The sequence below is a fragment of the Microbispora sp. H10836 genome (assembly GCF_012999525.1).
GTDB lineage: Bacteria > Actinomycetota > Actinomycetes > Streptosporangiales > Streptosporangiaceae > Microbispora.
Window position 1 is genome coordinate 357,166 of the sequence record NZ_JABBWU010000004.1, and the last position, 16,658, is coordinate 373,823.

Below are 16,658 nucleotides of genomic sequence, written 5' to 3' on the forward strand. Positions count from 1 at the left end.
TGCGGCGTCACATGCTGGGCCGGGTGGAGTCGGCCGACAGGCTGAGCTCGTGCAGGTGGCGCATCACGTCGTGCACCGCGACGGCGCCCGGGCGGTGGCGGCGCCATCCGCTGCCGCCCCGCTGCCAGGGCCGGGGGCCGGAGAGCGGGCGGTATTCCACGCCGAACGCGTCAAGCCGCGCGAGGTGGGCGTCGAGGCGGCGGAAGAAGTCCTCGGTCCCGGCCGGGCCGCCGGTCCAGGCGATCTCGGCCGCCGCGCAGCCCCGGGGCCAGGCGCGGTAGTCGAGCGTCCGCCCGTCCGGGATGCGCTCGCTCCACAGCTGGAACTGGGCGCCGATCACCCGGGCCCGGTCCTCCTCCGGCCACTGCGACGGCGCGGGGGCGAAGGCCGCCACGTCCGCCACGGTGATCGCGTCGCCCAGCCCGGCCGGTTCCTCGGGCGAGGCGGCCTCGGCATAGTCGAAGTACATCGGGAAGACCGGCGTCGCCACCACGTCGTGCCCCGCCGCCGCGGCCCGGCGGGCGACGTGCTCGCCGCGCCACGGCATGACGATCGTGTCCGGCCGCAGCCTGCCGCTGACGAACGCCTCGTCCCACACCACCGTGCGGCTGCCGCGCTCGGCCAGCGCGTCGGCGAGCCGCCGCAGGAACCACGCGTGCAGGTCACCCGTGCTCTCCAGGCCGAGCGACGCCTGGTAGGCCGAGATCTCGGCCGACGCCGCCCAGTCGTCCAGCACGCACTCGTCGCCGCCGATGTGGAAGTAGGGCACATCCCCCAGCGCGTCGGCGATCTCGGCGAACACGGTGGTCAGGAAGTCGACGGTCGCCGGGAGCGGGGACAGGATCGCCGACGAGATGCCCCACCGGTCCAGCACCTCGTAGCGCTCCTGCGGCCGGGAGGCCAGCGCGGGGTAGGCGGCCAGCACGGCGGAGGCGTGCCCCGGCACATCGATCTCCGGCACGACGGTGACGGCCCGCGCCCGGGCGTACGCCGCGATCTCCGCGAGGTCGGCCGGCGTGTAGTGGCCGCCGTGGGGGACGCCGTCGAAGGCGAGCTCCTCCCCCCGGTGGCTGGTGATCGTCCGCGAACGGTGCGAGCCCACCTCGTGCAGCAGCGGGAACGCCCTGCTTTCCACCCTCCAGCCCTGGTCGTCGGCCAGGTGGAGGTGCAGCCGGTTGAGCTTGTGCAGCGCCATCAGGTCGATCATGCGCAGCACCTCCCGCTTGGGCAGGAAGTTGCGCGCCACGTCGAGGTGGGTGCCGCGCCAGGAGAACCCCGGCGCGTCCTCCACCCGCCCGCGGGGGACCGTCCAGGACGTCCCGGGCACGAGGGCCGACCGGAACGCCTCGGCCGGCAGGAGCTGCCGCAGCGTCTGCCCGGCGTAGAAGGCCCCCGCGCGGTCCCCGGCCGTGATGTGCACGCCGTCGCCCGCGATCGTCAGTGCGTACGCCTCCGGCCCGAGCCGGGGGTCCTCCGCCACCCGTACGGCCGCCGTGGCGGCGTCGCCGGGCCTCAGGTCGAGCACGGGGAGCGCGAGCCGTACGGCGTCGGCAAGCGGGGCGGGGCCCGACACGGCGGAACCGGGCGCGATCTCGGCAGACCCGGAACCGGTCTCGGTCAGCCTCGGCCGGGGAAGCAGGTGGTCCATGCCGCCGATGATGCCAAACCTCACCGACAGCCCCGCCACCCCGTCCACAGCCCTCCTGGCGGGGGCGCCACCCCCGGCGAGGGTTCGGTCAGCGGGCGGAGGTGAGGTACTTCTCCAGGCCCTGCGCCAGTGCCTCGGCCATCCGCTGGCGGAACTCCCGGTCCTTGAACTTGGCGGCGTCGGCCGCGTTGCGCATGTTGCCGCACTCGATGAAGATCTTCGGCACCTTCGACAGGTTGAGCCCGCCGAGGTCGCTGCGGTAGTTCAGCGCATCCTTGCCGATGTAGTTCGAGTACGGCAGGCCGGTGCCCTTCTGGAAGGCGTTCCGCACGTCCTCACCGAGCCGCGCCGAGTCGTCCACGACCGCGTCGACCGGCCCGCCGATCTTCTTCGGCATGATGATGTGGAAGCCGTGAAGGTTCGCCGCCGCGCCGTCGCCGTGGATGGAGATCGCCGCGTCCGCGTCGTTCTCGTTCCCGATGGCGGCCCGCTTGTCGATGCAGGGACCCCAGTCGGTCTTGCTCGACCGGGTGAGCGTGACCGTGGCCCCCCGGGCCTTCAGGAGCTTCGCGAGCTTGTTGGACACGTCCCAGGTGAAGGCGGCCTCGGTGTAGCCGTCGTTGGTCGACGTGCCGGTGGTGTCGCAGGCCTTCTTCTGGTTGGAGATGTCGACGAGCTTGTTGATCTCCCGGGCGTGCCGGAAGTTCCCGCCGTTGTGACCCGGATCGATCACGACGCGCTTCCCGGCCAGCGGCTTGGCCGAGGTCTCGGAGGCGGTCTCGGAGGCGGCGGCCGTACGGGTGTCGGGGACGGTCGTGATGTCCGTCTCGGACCCGGCGGGCTCGGACGTCCCCTGCCCCGCAGTGTCGGCCGCCCGGTTCTGGGTCGCGGCCGGCTGCCCGACCTGGGGCGTGGCGGCGGCGGGGACGGAGGCCCCCGTGTCGGAGACCTCAGCGCCGCCGCAGGCGACGGCTCCGACCCCGCACAGGGCCAGGGCTGCGGCGGCGAGTGGTCGTCTGATCACGGTCGAAATCCCTTCCCGGAGGTGCAGTCTCCCCAACCTAACCGGAACGGAGTCGTGATCAGACCGTTATGCCGGAAACCTGCCCGCCCACGCCGGCTCGGGGACCTCCTGCCGGTGCAGGAGAGCGGCCAGCTCACGGGCGTCCTCGGCGTCGAGGCCCAGCACCACGCGGGGCCGTCCCCAGGGGTGGTCGATCGAGTGGGCGACGTAGCTCGCCACCGACTCGGCGATGTCCTCGCTGCCGAGCCCCCGGCTCTCCCTCCAGTACGCCCAGGCCCGCTCCAGCTCGCCGGCGGCCCGCTGCGCGCACGAGACCAACTCAGGATCACGCATGTATCCCCCCGATTCCCGGTCGCCGGCCCGCGGGCAGCCCTTCCGCGACCCGCCGGGGGGCCGGCGCCACGGCTGAAGTCAACACCCGCCGCGAGGGGACACGTCGGTGATTGACCTAGCTTTGGTCACCACTTGGAGCAGGCCCGGTGCTGCGCCGTACGACGAGCTGCGGGCTCACCTGCCGCAGCCGGGCGGTCTTGCCCGGCTCGGTGATGCGGTCGCTCAGCAACGCCGCCGCCGAGCGGCCCATGGCCCGCCGGGGCTGGTCCACGCTGGTCAGCGAGATGTGGGTGACGGACGCGAGGTGCGTGTTGTCGTACCCGACGACCGACAGGTCCTCGGGCACCCGCAGTCCCAGCTCGCTCGCCGCGGTCAGCACGCCCATGGCCACGATGTCGTTCGCCGCGAAGATCGCCGTCGGCCGGGGCTCGCGCTTCAGCAGCGCCAGCGCCGCGCGCCGGCCGCCCTCCTCGCTGAAGTCGCCGTGCTCCACCATGATGTACGGCGCCAGCGCGTGGCGGCGCATGGCCACCAGATAGCCCTCGCAGCGGCACCGGGCGGCCGACGACGGCGCGCCCTCGATGTGGGCGATGCGCCGGTGCCCCAGCTCCACGAGGTGGTCGACGGCGAAGCGGGCGCCGAGCTGGTCGTCGTCGACGACGATGTCCACGCCCTCGAGTTCGACGTCGCGCTCGCCCACCACCACGGTCGGCGTGTAGGCCGAGGCCTCGGCCAGCGTGTCGCTGGACGGCGCGACCCCGAGCAGGACCAGTCCGTCCACCCGCAGCTCCAGGAAGGCCTCGACGGCCTCGTCCTCGAACGCCGGGTCCCAGCGGCCGCTGCCGATGAGCAGCCGCAGCCCATCGCCGTGCAGGCTTTCCTGCAGGCCGTCGAGGAACTCCGCGTAGAAGGGGTTGTGCAGGTCGGCCACGAGCGCGCCCACCAGGTGGGTCCGCCCCTCGACCAGACTGCGGGCGACCGCGTTGGGCCGGTAGCCGAGCTCCCGGGCGGCCTGGAGGACGGCCTCCCTGCGATGCTCGCTCACGTGCGGGGAGCCCCGCAGCACGAGAGACACGAGCGACTTGGAGACTCCTGCCCGCTCGGCGACGTTGCGGATGGTTGGGCGGGGCCGTGGGCTGAACCCATCGGACAGTCCGCCGGCAGGGATATCGACCCCGACGTCTTTCCGGGCAGTGGTCTGCATGGACGGTCCTGACATGGTTCTCCCCACGATGCGTGGACGTGCACCTGACACACCAAACGATCGAGTTGCCCAGAGGGTACGGGTTGATCGCGGTAAGACAGGATCGTTCCTCTAATCGGGCGTTGGGAAGGTTAGCCGGACCATGGGTAGGGAGGCGGCGCCGGGAGGGGGTTCGCGGGGAAACCCTTGATCCGGCCGGTCCCCCTCATTGAGGGACGATTCGCTAGGGTGCGGAGTGTGGGTGCCACACGCCAAGCGGAAGACGGTGCACGGCCGGCGCGCCGCAGGCTCAGCGTCGATCGGCGGCGGGAAGAGCTCATCGCCGCCGCACTCGAGCTGTTCAGCAGGCACGACGCAGAGGACGTCTCGATCGACGACGTGGCGGCTTCCGCGGGCGCGTCGCGGGCGCTCGTCTACCACTACTTCGGCGGCAAGCAGGAGCTCTACGTGGCGGCCCTGCGCAGCGCGGCGGCCGAACTGCGGGCACGGTTACAGCCGCAGGGCGAGGGCGGCCCGCTGGAGCAGCTCACCTCGGGGCTGACGCGGTACTTCGACTTCGTCGAGGAGCACGCGGCCGGCTTCGCCGCGTTGCTCAGGGGAGGACCGGCCAACCGTGCCGGGGAGATCGGCGAGATCGTCGACGGGGTGCGCCAGCGTATGCTGCGCATGATCGTTCATCAGATGGGGGTCGACGCGCCCGGTCCGGCGTTGCGCGTCACGCTGAGGTCGTGGGTCGCCTCGGTGGAGACGGCCGGCCTCGACTGGCTGGAGCACCGCGACATGGAACGGGCCGAGCTGGAGCGCCTGCTGGTGGACCAGATGGTCGCGCTCCTGCGGACGGCGAGCGGGCACGATCCCGGGGTGCGGGTGCTGCTGGAGACCCTGCTGCCCGCCACGAACCGTGAGGCCGTTCCCTGATCCGTCGGGAAAGCCCCCCGGGACGTCCGGAGAGCGCCCCAAGGTACGGCGGTCAGGACGACGTACGCATGGGGAGAGAGGAACCGCCGGGGAGGCGGAAGGACCGGGCGTTCGCGCGGGGAGGCGCCGGGCGGGCGGCGCCGACCCCCAGATTCCTCCCATGACGGGGTAGCGGTCATGGGAGTGTGACATCTCCGTCCCAGAGAGGACGGCTTGTCGCCTCCGGCTGAGGCAGCCGGATGCAGGCGAGGACGACCGGGCCCTGACCGATGCCCCTGCGGGGCAGGTGCGGACAGTGCGTGCCGGTTGCGGCCGGCGGTCCCCTCGCTGTGTCCGATGACGGACGCGCTCACATCCCCGACGCGAGCGCGCCGTTGTTCCCCCCTGGCGTGACGGCCACGTCCTACTCGGACCGCTGCTGCGGAATGCCCGCGAGCAGCGCCCGGACCTCGGTCTCCCGGTAGCGCCGGTGACCGCCGAGGGTGCGGATGGACGTCAACTTGCCCGCCTTCGCCCACCGCGTCACGGTCTTGGGGTCGACGCGGAACATCGTGGCGACCTCCGCCGGGGTGAGCAGTGGCTCGGCCTCGGGTGTACGAGCTGACATTTGTGCGGCCTCTCCTCCGTGTGGACCGCCGGCAGCGATCCTGCGACTTGTCTGGCGCAAAGTGCCCCCAGCCGGCAATCTCTGCCCGTCGTGTCGCTCAGAGAGGCGTCCGACGGCGGTGAGGGCGGGCTCGTAGCTCTCCGCTACGGGCTCCTCCTCCGCCGCTGTGCGGTGCACCTCTCTGGACCGCTCCGATCGGGTAAATCTTGTCGGTCGTGGCACTGTCACGGATGTCCTTCAATGATCCAAAACGTGCGGTTTCTAGGATCATTTACGGAATCACCCGATGTGACCATACAGCCACGTAGCGCGATTGGCGAGCCCTTAGGGCACAACGTCTCGACCACGGGTTGATGTCACGCTGGGTGATTCTAGCGACACGTTTCGTGGTATCGCAGTGAAAACGGCAAACTACTCAGTTCGTAGATGTGAGATCGACTATGTCATGACCAGAATCGGCAGGTCGGGCCATCTTCATGACCGTCAGTTTGCCGACTCCAGGGCGCGGATCGACCTCCAGCGGAGAATCACCCGCTGATACATCGCGAAGGCAAGTTCTTCCTGACCGTTGTCCAAACCCGCGAGCGCCGTCGCCACCTCGGCCACGGACTGATCGCCCTGCAGTGTCCTGTCGTCCATCAGGTGGACGAGGCCGCCGTAGTCGAGTTCCACCAGCGAGTGGGGGTGGAACTCCTCCAGCCAGCGGCCCACCTCCTCGACCTCGGTGAGGGCCGCCACCTGACCGACGTGCCTGCGGATCACCACCAGCGCCCGGGCCACCCGGCGGCGGGCCTGTGCCATCGAGGTGACGTACAGCATGTTCCTGGGCGGGGCGGCGGTGGTCTGCGCGCCCGGCTCGGCCGGCTGCTCCGAGCCCAGCACGAGCCACCGCTCGGCCGAGTCGAACGGCACGAACCACGAGATCGGCACGTGCCAGGCGCCCGTGCGGATGTGGGTCCGCAGCGACCGCTCTTCGCGCTTGAACCGGTCGAAGTCGTCGGCGGTCTGCTCCGCGATGGCCTGGGGGACGAACCGGGAGGACAGCTTCACCGGCACGCTTCCGCGGAACGACGCGAACGCCAGCCACGACCGCAGCCTGCTCTGCCACGGGCAGACGTACAGCGTCTCCTCCACCCGGCGCAGGTACGCGTTGGGGCTCTCCCGCTCGGGCGCCGGCAGCGGCGGGACGGACAGCAGGCGGCGGACCGCCTCGCCATGTTCGACCTCGAGCGCCCCCGCCCGGCGCGGCCGGTCGCGTGATTCGGCGTACCGGGCCCACCGAGCTTGATCCTGAGGGGCGAAAGCGGTCAGCGGCTCGTACACACGGAGATAGGCGGCGTAGGGGAGCACACCAGAATCGTGCCACGCCGCCGGACGCATGTGCAGCACCACCCAGGGTTTTCATGATCGTTTCGTGGGTGTATCGGATAAGCTGAAGTCCGATCGCCGCAACGAGGCGGCGTACACGATCAGGAGTCACCACCGTGACCGACGTTTTCGGGCTGTCCCACAAGGACTCCGGCTCGGGCGACGACGCGAACCCCGTCCAGCCGGTGCGACACGAGCAGGTCGTCTTCTGCTCCGACGAGCGAAGCGGCCTCTACGCCATCATCGCGATCTACAGCACCGCCCTCGGACCGGGGCTCGGCGGCACCCGGTTCTATCCCTACGAGAGCGAGCAGGCCGCGCTCGCCGACGCGCTCAACCTCTCGCGGGCCATGGCCTACAAGAACGCGCTGGCCGGCCTCGACCACGGGGGCGCCAAGGCCGTCATCATCGGCGACCCCGCCACCGACAAGAGCGAGGCCCTGCTGCGGGCCTACGGCAGGTTCGTCCAGTCGCTGGGCGGCCGCTACTACACCGCCTGCGACGTGGGCACCTACAGCGAGGACATGGACGTGGTGGCGCGCGAGTGCTCCTACGTCACCGGCCGCACCCAGGCCCACGGCGGCGCCGGCGACTCCTCCATCCTCACCGCTTTCGGCGTGTTCCAGGGCATGCGGGCCGCCGCCGACCACGTGTACGGCGCCTCCTCCCTGCGCGGCAGGCGGGTCGGGGTCGAGGGGGTCGGCAAGGTCGGCCACCGCCTGGTCGACCACCTGATCGAGGACGGGGCCGAGGTCGTAATCTGCGACGTCGACGAGCAGGCCGTCGAACGGGTGCGCCGGCGCCACCCCGCCGTCGAGATCGTGGCCGACGCCGCCACGCTCGCGGCGTCCGACATCGACGTGTACGCGCCCTGCGCCCTCGGCGGCGCGCTGGACGACGAGACCGTCCCCCGGCTCAAGGCGAGGATCGTCTGCGGCGGCGCCAACAACCAGCTCGCCCATCCCGGCGTCGAGAAGCAGCTCGCCGAGCGGGGCATCCTGTACGCGCCGGACTATGTCGTGAACTCGGGCGGGGTCATCCAGGTGGCCGACGAGATCGAGGGCTTCGACATGGACCGGGCCCGCGCGCGGGCCGCGAGGATCTTCGACACGACCTTGAAGATCTTCCGCTCCGCCGATGAGGAAGGCGTCCCTCCCGCGGTCGCAGCGGATAGGCTGGCAGAGCGGAGAATGTCAGAAATCGGTCGGCTAAGGGGTATTTGGCTCCGGCGCTGACCGCCGCCGCTCGTACGACGTACCGAGCGGCGCACAAACCAGGTACGGTAATAGGCGAACGAGAGACTGACGCCTGAAGTCAGGTGGCGTCGGTGCGCGGTGCGTTAGTGACGAGGGGTCGGGCACGACCCCGCATGAGGGGGTCGAGCCAATGGGGCGCGGCCGAGCCAAGGCCAAGCAGGTCAAGGTCGCCCGTCAGCTGAAGTACAACAGCGGCGGGACGGATCTTGAGCGCCTGCGCGCGGAGCTCGGAGTCGTGGACGCCGACGATTCCGGCCACAGTGACGAGCATGACCCTTACGAAGAGTTGGCTGATCGCTACGCCGATTACGGGGTCGTCGACGACGATGACGGCGAGGACGACCGCCGTGGGCGGCGTTGACCCGGTTCTGATCGCCAGGTGAGTGACCCGGCGGGGACGTTCCCGCCGGGTTACTCTCACATATCGGCGACTCGTGCTCCCTCGAGCCTCTCCGCTCGCGTGAGAGTTCTCGTACGGTGCCACGGTCGCCGTCGGCCATGCCCTGTGGCGATGGGGTCGCGGCAGTCGTGCCGTCGGCGTGTTTCCGCGTTCCCACGGGCGGCTGGTCCGTGCGTTCACGTCCAGCCGGCGAAGGCACTGCCGACGTGGTTCCCAGGGGGCCGTTCTCCCGGTGATGACGTAGCTGAGCGGCCGCCGCTGCCGGGTGGCAGGCGACGGCCGTCACGCGCCGAGAGCCGGATGGGGCCGGGGAACCCGGGACCTCACCGGCGGAAACGGGCTCGCCCCTCCCCGGGGACGACCTCGCCCAGCACCCAGGCGGGCAGGCCACGCCCGGTCAGCAGCGCGAGTGCCTTGTCGGCCTCCGCCGCCGGGACGATCGCGCACATGCCCACGCCGAGGTTGAACGTCTTGTCCATCTCCTCCTGGGGCACGCCGCCGCGCCCGGCCAGCACCTCGAAGATCGCGGGCGGCGTCCAGGAGTCACGGTCGAGCAGGGCGTCCACGGTGCCGGGCAGGGACCTGGCGAGGTTGGCCGCCAGCCCGCCGCCGGTGATGTGGGCCAGGGCGTGCACCTCGGTCTCGCGGATGAGCGCCAGGCAGTCGAGCGAGTAGATGCGGGTGGGCTCGAGCAGTTCCTCGCCGAGCGTGCGGCCCAGCTCGGGCAGCTCCTGCTCCAGGCCGAGCCCGGCGGTCTTGATCACGTGCCTGACCAGCGAGTATCCGTTGGAGTGGACGCCGCTGGAGGCCAGCCCGAGCACCACGTCCCCCGGCGCGACCCGGTCGGGACCGAGCAGCTCGTCGGCCTCGACGACCCCGGTGCCGGCGCCTGCGAGGTCGTACTCGTCGGGGCCCATCGCCCCGGGGTGTTCGGCGGTCTCCCCGCCGACGAGCGCGCAGCCCGCGAGCCGGCAGCCCTCGGCCACGCCGCCCACGATGTCGGCGATCCGCTCGGGCACGACCTTGCCGCACGCGATGTAGTCGGTCATGAACAGCGGCTCGGCCCCGCAGACCACGAGGTCGTCGACGACCATGCCGACGAGGTCGATGCCGATCGTGTCGTGCTTGCCGAGCTGCTGGGCCAGCATGACCTTGGTGCCCACGCCGTCGGTGGACGTGGCCAGCAGCGGCCTGCGGTAGCGCAGGAACGCCGAGGCGTCGAAGAGACCGGCGAAGCCGCTGACGTCGTCCACGACCTCCGGGCGCCGGGACCGCGCCACGCGCGACTTCATCAGTTCGACGGCGCGGTCGCCCGCCTCGATGTCGACGCCGGCGTCGGCGTAGCTGGTCATCGCTGGGCCTCCAGCACGAACTTGCCCACTCTGTCGTCCTCGATGGGAATGGGGTACTCACCGGTGAAGCAGGCGCGGCAGAGCCGGTCGGCCGGCAGCGTCGTCGCCCGGGTGAGCCCGTCGAGGGAGATGTACCCCAGGGAGTCGGCGCCGAGCGAGGCGCGGATCTCCTCGACCGACAGCGACCCGGCGATCAGCTCCGCGCGGGTGGCGAAGTCGATGCCGTAGAAGCACGGCCAGGCGACCGGGGGCGAGGAGATCCGGACGTGGACCTCGGTCGCCCCGGCCTCGCGCAGCATCTTCACGATGGCCCGCTGGGTGTTGCCGCGGACGATCGAGTCGTCCACGACCACCAGGCGCTTGCCCTCGATGACCTCGCGCAGCGGGTTGAGCTTGAGGCGGATGCCGAGCTGCCGGATCGTCTGCGACGGCTGGATGAACGTCCGGCCGACGTAGGAGTTCTTCACCAGGCCCTGGCCGTACGGGATGCCGCTCTGCTCGGCGTAGCCGATGGCGGCGGGGGTGCCGGACTCGGGCGTGGGGATGACGAGGTCGGCTTCCACCGGGTGCTCGCGGGCCAGCACGCGGCCGACCTCGACCCGGGTGGACTGCACGCCGCGCCCGGCGATCGTGGTGTCGGGCCGGGCGAGGTAGACGTACTCGAACAGGCAGCCCTTGGGCTCGGCCGGTGCGAAGCGGCGCGAGCGGACGCCGCGCTCGTCGATGGTGAGCAGTTCGCCGGGCTCGATCTCGCGGATGAACGACGCGCCGACGATGTCGAGGGCCGCGGTCTCGGAGGCGACCACCCAGCCGCGCTCCAGCCGGCCCAGCACCAGCGGGCGGATGCCCTGCGGGTCGCGGGCGGCGAACAGCGTCGTCTCGTTCATCCAGACGAGCGAGTAGGCGCCCTTGATCTCGGGAAGCAGTTCGGCCGCCACGTCCTCGACCGGGCGCGAGGAGTCCTGCGCGAGCAGCGCGGTGAGCACCTCGGTGTCGGTCGTCGCGCGGGTGGAGCCCGGCGCGAGCCGTTCGGCCAGGTGGGCGGTATTGATCAGGTTGCCGTTGTGGGCGAGCGCGAGCCCGCCGCCGTCGGTCGAGCTCAGCGTGGGCTGCGCGTTCTCCCAGACACTCGATCCGGTCGTGGAGTAACGGCAGTGCCCGATGGACAGGTGCCCGCGCAGGGTGCCGAGGATCGACTCGTCGAAGACCTGGGCCACCAGGCCCATGTCCTTGTAGACGAGGATGCGGCTGCCCTCGCTGACCGCGATGCCCGCGGACTCCTGTCCACGGTGCTGCAACGCGTAGAGGCCGTAGTAGGTGAGTTTGGAGACGTCCTCCCCGGGCGCCCATACGCCGAAGACGCCACAGGCGTCCTTCGGAGCGCGGTCCTGGGGGTCGAGGTCATGGCCCAGCCGGCCGTCGCCCTTCAACACGTACTTGAGTCTATTTGGGCATTGGCGCTGCTCAAACCGGGGCATGCCTGTGAGGTGCCGGAAGCATCACCCGCTCTTTGCCGTGTCGTCCCTGCTCACACGCGGATTTCGGGGGAGCCTGAGCTTTCGGGCAGGCCCCAGAATCGGTACGGGAGGGATGATCGTGGCGACACCCCACGACCCCGGGCAGCCGCGGGAGCCGTACGGCCCGGAGGGGCGGGAGCCGTCGGCGGGGATGCCCGAAGGACCCGGCGAACCCCGGCGGCCCCATGAGCCTCCGGCCCCCGGGACGCCCGGCCAGGGCCCGTCCGGAGGGGCGTGGAGCGGACCCGGAGGCCCGCCCTACGGACAGCCGCCGTATGGGGAGCCTCCCTCCGGACAACCGCCATATGGGCAGCCGCCGTACGGGGGGCCGCTGCCGCCGCCTCCGGCGCCGGGCGGACCTCCCGGTGGGCCCTGGGGGCCCCAGCCGGGCGGCGGGCTCGGGACCGCCGCGCTGGTGCTCGGGATCTGCTCGCTCGTCCTGCTGCTGGTCTGCGGTGTCGGCACGCTCGTGGCGGTCGTCGGACTCGTCCTCGGCATCGTGGCGATCGTGCGGAACTCCAACAGGCGCAGGGCGGTCGGCGGGCTGGTGCTGAGCGGGCTGACGCTGGTGCTCGCCCTGGTCATCGGGGTGATTTTCTACACCTGGTTCCAGACCAGGCATGTCGGCGAGTGCTTCGACCGCCGGCTCTATCCCACCCAGGAGGACGCGCAGCGCTGCGTGGAGGACCGGCTCGCCGGGCCGCGATAACCCGGGGCGGAGGTCACCAGAGAGGCAGCAGCGCGGACAGGTCGGCCCGGGAGCCGCTGGCCGAGATCTTCCCGGCGTCGGTGGCGCCGGTCCAGGACAACCGGCCCGTGGCCAGTTCGAGCCAGGTGCGGGGGTCGGTCTCGATGACGTTGGGCGGGGTGCCCCGGGTGTGCCGGGGCCCTTCCACGCACTGCACGGCGGCGTACGGCGGGATTCGCACCTCCACCGACCGGCCCGGCGCCCGCGCGGCCAGCTCGTCCAGCAGGTGCCGCACGGCGACTCGGGCGGCGGTCCTGACCGGCGTGAGCCCGGCCTCGTAGGCGTCGAGCACGGCCAGCACGCACGCGTTCCCCGCCGCGCTCTCGGGGCCGTCGAACGGTGGCCGTCCGAGATCGGCGAGCTGGGCGTCGAGCGCCTCTCTGATCTTCCCCGGGTCGAGTCTGCGTACCGGCACCGGCCCATTGTCCAGGATTCCGCCTCCGCTCGATTTCGCTGCGGCTCGGCCGTTCCCCGTACGGCTCCGCACGCGCGGAGCCGTACGGGGACTCAGGCGACGGGTTCGGGCACGGCGGGCTCGGCGACGGCGGCGGCACGGGTGCGGCGCAGGGAGTAGAGGCTGACCGGGACGCCGACCAGCACGATCGCCGCCGCGATCAGCAGCGTGAACCGGTAGGCCTCCAGGAAGGCGTGCAGCGGGGCGCCGCCGACCGCGCTCTGCCTGGCGCTCAGGATCGCGCCCAGGATCGTGATGCCGAGCAGGCCGAAGACCTCGCGGGAGACGTTGAGCACGCCCGAGGCCACACCGGCCCTCGCGGGTGGCATCGCATTGAGCACCACGTTCGTCAGGGGGACGAGCAGGCCGGCGCCCGCGCCGTACAGCAGGAACCAGGGGAGCAGGTCGCCGTAGTGGGAGCCCTCGCCCGCGCTCGACAGCCCGCCGATGGCGACCGCCATCAGGCCGAGCCCGGCGGCGACCGTGCCCGCGCTGCCGAAGCGCTCGGCGATCCGCGGCGAGACGCTCGCGATCACCGCCATGAGCAGCGCCATGGGCACGAAGCCCGCGCCCGCCTCTGTCGGGGAGAACCCGAGCGCGCTCTGCAGATAGAGCGCGGTGAAGAAGTAGATGCCGAAGACGCCGAACGACCACAGGCCCATCGACAGCAGGCCGCCGCTGAAGATCCGCGCACGGAACAGGCTGAGGTCGATCATCGGCTGCGCCGTACGGGACTCGACGACCAGGAACGCGACGGCGGCCACCGCGAAGGCCGCGAACGCCCCGAGGATCGGTGCCGAGGTCCACCCCCGCGACTCGCCCTCGATGAGCGCGTAGGTGAGGGCGAACAGCGCCACGGCGGAGGTGGCCAGGCCGGGCAGGTCGAGGGACACCCGCCCGGACGCGGCCCGCTCGACCCTGATCGCACGCAGGCCGATCGCGGCCGCGACCACGCCGATCGGCAGGTTGATCAGGAAGATCCAGCCCCAGTCGGCGTTCTCGCTGAGGAACCCGCCGGTGAGCGGGCCGATCGCGAGGGCCAGGGCGCCGACCGCGCTCCAGATGCCGACGGCCGTCGCCCGCTCGCGCGGATCGGGGAAGATCCGCGGCAGCAGGGCCAGCGTCGACGGCGTCACCAGCGCGGCGCCGAGCCCCTGCACCGCCCGCGCCGCGATCAGCGTCTCCTGGCTCCCGGCGAGACCCGCCGCGACCGACGCGAGCGTGAAGACCGTCAGGCCCGTGAAGAACGCGGTCCGGGGGCCGAAGACGTCCGCCAGGCGTCCGCCCGCGAGCAGCAGGCCCGCGAACACCAGGATGTACGCGCTCACGATCCACTCCAGCCCGGAGATCGTCAGCGCCAGGTCCCGCTGGATCGTCGGCAGGGCCACGTTGACCACGTTGTTGTCCAGGTAGGTCATGAAAGTCGCGAGCGAAACCGCGACCAGCGCCCACCACCGTCCGGACATGTGTCCTCCTCTTATACGCGGTACATGTACGGCGTACATGTACGGTGCATAGGAGACCTTGTACGGCGTATAGTTGTCAAGTGCCGAAGAGGTAGGGAGGCTGCGGGCCATGGCGAACGCGGAGCGGCTGAGCCGCCTGAGTCTGGTCGAGAAGGCCGTTGAGCTGGCCGACGCCGAGAGCCTGGAGTCGGTCACGGTGCGGCGGCTCGCCCAGGAGCTCGGGGTGACGCCGATGGCTCTCTATTGGCACGTCAAGAACAAGGACCAGTTGCTCGTCTGCGTCGCCGACCATCTGCTCGCCGAGGTCGCCGCCGAGTTCGACCCGGCCGCGCCGTGGAACGCGCGGCTGCGGGTGATGGTCGAGGCGCTGATCGGAGTGATGCGGCGGCACCGGTACATGCCGGGGCTGTTCGCGATGGTCGAGAAGCAGGATCTGCCGAGCTTCAGCCGCGCGACCGACACCGCGCTCGACCTGCTCTCCCAGGCCGGTTTCACGTTGAGCGAGGGCTACGCCGTCTCCACCTACCTGCTGCACGGGGCCATGGCCCTGGTGGACAACGAGCCCGGCTGCCCCGGTGCGTTCACCGCCGAGCAGGCGGCGGAGTTGCGCCGCCAGAAGCGGCTGGCCCTGGAACGGCTCCCGGCCGACGAGTTCCCCCGCATCGTCGAGTACGCCAGGACGATGGAGCAGGAGCCCGACCTCGACGCCTACTACGCGTTCGGCCTGGATCTCCTGATGTCCGGGGTCGAGGCCATGGCCGCGAAGAGGACGCCGAGCAGCGCGACGCAGAACAACACGAGGTAGGTGGTGTGGAACCCGGCCATGAGCTGTCGCAGCGCGTCGGGGGACACCCGTGACAGCGTCCCGGCGTAGACCTGGTCCCGCAGCGCCGGCGCGACCGAGGCGGTCAGCACGGTCAGCGTCGTCGCCACGCTGAGCACGACGCCGACGTTCATGACCATCAGCCGGAAGCCGTTCACCACTCCCCGGCTCTCCTCGGGCAGCGCGCCCATGACCTGCGTCGTGTTGCCGGTGAGGAAGGCGCCGCTGCCGCACCCGCACACGAAGAGCCCGACGCCGATCACCCAGTACGGCGTGGCCGGGCCGACCGCGAGCGTGAGGACGAGCAGCCCCGACGCCGAGAGCGCGGACCCTCCCACCGACAGCGCGTACGGGCTCACCCTGCGGCCCAGCGCGCCCGCCAGAGGAGAGGCGAGGGTCATGCCCACGGGGACCGGCAGCACGGCGACGCCGGCGGCCAGCGCGTCGGCCCCGCGCGCGGCCTGGAAGTAGAGCCCGGCGAGCAGGATCAGCGACGACCGCGCCAGCGCGTTGGCGAACGACGCCAGGTTGGCGCACAGCAGCATGCGCCCGCCGAACAACGTGAGGTTGAGCACCGGGTTGCGCGCCCTGCGCTCCACCGCGAACAGTGCGGGGACGAGCGCGGCGGCGGCCACACCGGGCAACGGCTCGCCCTGGCTGATCGCGACCAGTACGGCCGACAGCGCGGCGAACACGAGTAGATTGCCCAGCACGTCCACCGACTGCCGGGGACCGGTCGGGACCTTCCGCAGCACGGCCGTGCCCCAGGCGAGCGCGACCACCCCCGCCGGGACGTTGATCCAGAAGATCCACCGCCAGCCGAGCGTGTCCGCGATCAGGCCGCCGAGGGTCGGCCCGGCGAGCTGGGCCACCGAGAGCGTGGCCATGTAGACGCCCATCCCCTGGCTGAGCCTGTCGGGCGGGAAGACGGCGGTGACGATCACCGTGCCGTTGGCCAGGATCATGGCCGCACCGAGTCCCTGGACGGCCCGCAGGACGATGAGGACGCCGACGTCGGGCGCGATCCCGGCGAGCAGCGACGCGCCGGTGAAGAGGGCGAAACCGACGAGGTAGACCTCCCGCCTGCCGAGCAGGTCCGCGACGCGCCCGAAGAACACCAGTGTCGCGGTGCTGATCAGCAGGTGCGCGAGCAGGATCCAGCTCGACGCCAGCGGCCCGGCCTCGAAGTGCCGGACGACCGAGGGGAGGGCGACGTTCAGCGTGCTGGAACTGAGCCCGATGAGCACGAGACCGAGCCCGGTGACAGAGCAGACCCTCCAGGCGTACCGGAGGGCGTTCGCATGCTCGGCAGAGCCGGGTTCTGGGGGGTTGTCGGCCATGCCGTCGATTCTGGCGTGCGCCGTACGTCTCAATTGTCCCGGATCCACTCACCGGACAGATGTGCCGCTGAAGGCTGCCCTGCCATAGAACGGGGTTTTTTGACCATCCGTGCTTACTGATAGCGGAGATGCATATACGTGATGTTTAACGTGACAACCCCTATATCCCACGGCGCGTGTATCACGTGCATCACTTCTGT

At 71.2% G+C, this 16,658-nt stretch carries 16 protein-coding genes; 5 read left to right on the top strand and 11 right to left on the bottom strand.

Annotated elements, in window-relative coordinates; genetic code table 11:
* Nucleotides 1–7: 7 nt before the first annotated feature.
* From HHX30_RS11175 to HHX30_RS11190, 4 genes are all read right to left on the bottom strand, one after another.
* A complete protein-coding gene (locus HHX30_RS11175; protein ID WP_169981810.1) occupies nucleotides 8–1,648 on the bottom strand; it encodes a beta-N-acetylhexosaminidase in 1,641 nt (546 codons plus the stop codon).
* An 88-nt stretch (nucleotides 1,649–1,736) separates the two neighbouring features.
* Complete coding sequence (locus HHX30_RS11180) at nucleotides 1,737–2,672, bottom strand: N-acetylmuramoyl-L-alanine amidase (RefSeq protein WP_169981811.1); 936 nt, start codon at nucleotides 2,670–2,672, stop codon at nucleotides 1,737–1,739.
* Between the two features lie 66 nt (nucleotides 2,673–2,738).
* Complete coding sequence (locus HHX30_RS11185) at nucleotides 2,739–3,005, bottom strand: hypothetical protein (RefSeq protein ID WP_169981812.1); 267 nt, start codon at nucleotides 3,003–3,005, stop codon at nucleotides 2,739–2,741.
* A gap of 115 nt (nucleotides 3,006–3,120) precedes the next feature.
* Nucleotides 3,121–4,224: a LacI family DNA-binding transcriptional regulator gene (locus HHX30_RS11190; protein WP_169981813.1), complete on the bottom strand. Its 1,104-nt coding sequence runs from the start codon at nucleotides 4,222–4,224 to the stop codon at nucleotides 3,121–3,123.
* Nucleotides 4,225–4,446: 222 nt separating this feature from the next.
* Here HHX30_RS11190 and HHX30_RS11195 point away from each other — a divergent pair, with 222 nt between their 5' ends.
* Nucleotides 4,447–5,127 carry a TetR/AcrR family transcriptional regulator gene (locus HHX30_RS11195; RefSeq protein WP_310742127.1) on the top strand — a complete coding sequence of 227 codons (681 nt, stop codon included), beginning with the start codon at nucleotides 4,447–4,449 and terminating at the stop codon, nucleotides 5,125–5,127.
* Between the two features lie 403 nt (nucleotides 5,128–5,530).
* Here the strand turns inward: HHX30_RS11195 and bldC are convergent, their stop codons facing one another.
* Both bldC and HHX30_RS11205 read right to left on the bottom strand, forming a co-directional pair.
* Nucleotides 5,531–5,734 carry a developmental transcriptional regulator BldC gene (bldC, locus tag HHX30_RS11200; protein WP_013133571.1) on the bottom strand — a complete coding sequence of 68 codons (204 nt, stop codon included), beginning with the start codon at nucleotides 5,732–5,734 and terminating at the stop codon, nucleotides 5,531–5,533.
* A gap of 483 nt (nucleotides 5,735–6,217) precedes the next feature.
* The gene (locus tag HHX30_RS11205) at nucleotides 6,218–7,084 is read right to left on the bottom strand and encodes a hypothetical protein (RefSeq protein WP_169981814.1); all 867 of its coding nucleotides are present in this window, start codon (nucleotides 7,082–7,084) and stop codon (nucleotides 6,218–6,220) included.
* 134 nt (nucleotides 7,085–7,218) lie between these two features.
* Between HHX30_RS11205 and HHX30_RS11210 the strand changes: the two genes are divergently transcribed.
* Together HHX30_RS11210 and HHX30_RS11215 are read left to right on the top strand one after the other, a co-directional pair.
* Nucleotides 7,219–8,337, top strand: a complete 1,119-nt coding sequence (locus tag HHX30_RS11210; RefSeq protein ID WP_169981815.1) for a Glu/Leu/Phe/Val dehydrogenase — start codon at nucleotides 7,219–7,221, stop codon at nucleotides 8,335–8,337.
* A gap of 151 nt (nucleotides 8,338–8,488) precedes the next feature.
* Nucleotides 8,489–8,719, top strand: a complete 231-nt coding sequence (locus tag HHX30_RS11215; RefSeq protein WP_169981816.1) for a DUF3073 domain-containing protein — start codon at nucleotides 8,489–8,491, stop codon at nucleotides 8,717–8,719.
* Nucleotides 8,720–9,081: 362 nt separating this feature from the next.
* On the opposite strand, the gene purM is transcribed toward HHX30_RS11215, so the two are convergent.
* Together purM and purF are read right to left on the bottom strand one after the other, a co-directional pair.
* Complete coding sequence (gene purM / locus HHX30_RS11220; protein WP_169981817.1) at nucleotides 9,082–10,110, bottom strand: phosphoribosylformylglycinamidine cyclo-ligase; 1,029 nt, start codon at nucleotides 10,108–10,110, stop codon at nucleotides 9,082–9,084.
* A complete protein-coding gene (purF, locus tag HHX30_RS11225) occupies nucleotides 10,107–11,543 on the bottom strand; it encodes an amidophosphoribosyltransferase (RefSeq protein WP_169981818.1) in 1,437 nt (478 codons plus the stop codon). The genes purM and purF overlap by 4 nt, the downstream gene beginning before the upstream one ends.
* 163 nt (nucleotides 11,544–11,706) lie before the next feature.
* On the opposite strand from purF, the gene HHX30_RS11230 reads away from it, so the two are divergent.
* Nucleotides 11,707–12,336, top strand: coding sequence for a DUF4190 domain-containing protein (locus HHX30_RS11230; RefSeq protein ID WP_169981537.1), 630 nt, complete (start codon nucleotides 11,707–11,709; stop codon nucleotides 12,334–12,336).
* 13 nt (nucleotides 12,337–12,349) lie between these two features.
* On the opposite strand, the gene HHX30_RS11235 is transcribed toward HHX30_RS11230, so the two are convergent.
* Nucleotides 12,350–12,790, bottom strand: a complete 441-nt coding sequence (locus HHX30_RS11235) for a sterol carrier family protein (protein ID WP_169981819.1) — start codon at nucleotides 12,788–12,790, stop codon at nucleotides 12,350–12,352.
* Between the two features lie 92 nt (nucleotides 12,791–12,882).
* On the bottom strand, nucleotides 12,883–14,295 hold the full coding sequence (locus HHX30_RS11240; protein ID WP_169981820.1) for an MFS transporter: 1,413 nt from the start codon (nucleotides 14,293–14,295) through the stop codon (nucleotides 12,883–12,885).
* Between the two features lie 109 nt (nucleotides 14,296–14,404).
* Between HHX30_RS11240 and HHX30_RS42605 the strand changes: the two genes are divergently transcribed.
* The gene (locus tag HHX30_RS42605) at nucleotides 14,405–15,100 is read left to right on the top strand and encodes a TetR family transcriptional regulator (protein WP_169981821.1); all 696 of its coding nucleotides are present in this window, start codon (nucleotides 14,405–14,407) and stop codon (nucleotides 15,098–15,100) included.
* Here HHX30_RS42605 and HHX30_RS11250 read toward each other — a convergent pair.
* Complete coding sequence (locus HHX30_RS11250; RefSeq protein WP_169981822.1) at nucleotides 15,007–16,458, bottom strand: MFS transporter; 1,452 nt, start codon at nucleotides 16,456–16,458, stop codon at nucleotides 15,007–15,009. The two genes, HHX30_RS42605 and HHX30_RS11250, sit on opposite strands and share 94 nt — an antisense overlap.
* Nucleotides 16,459–16,658: the final 200 nt, after the last annotated feature.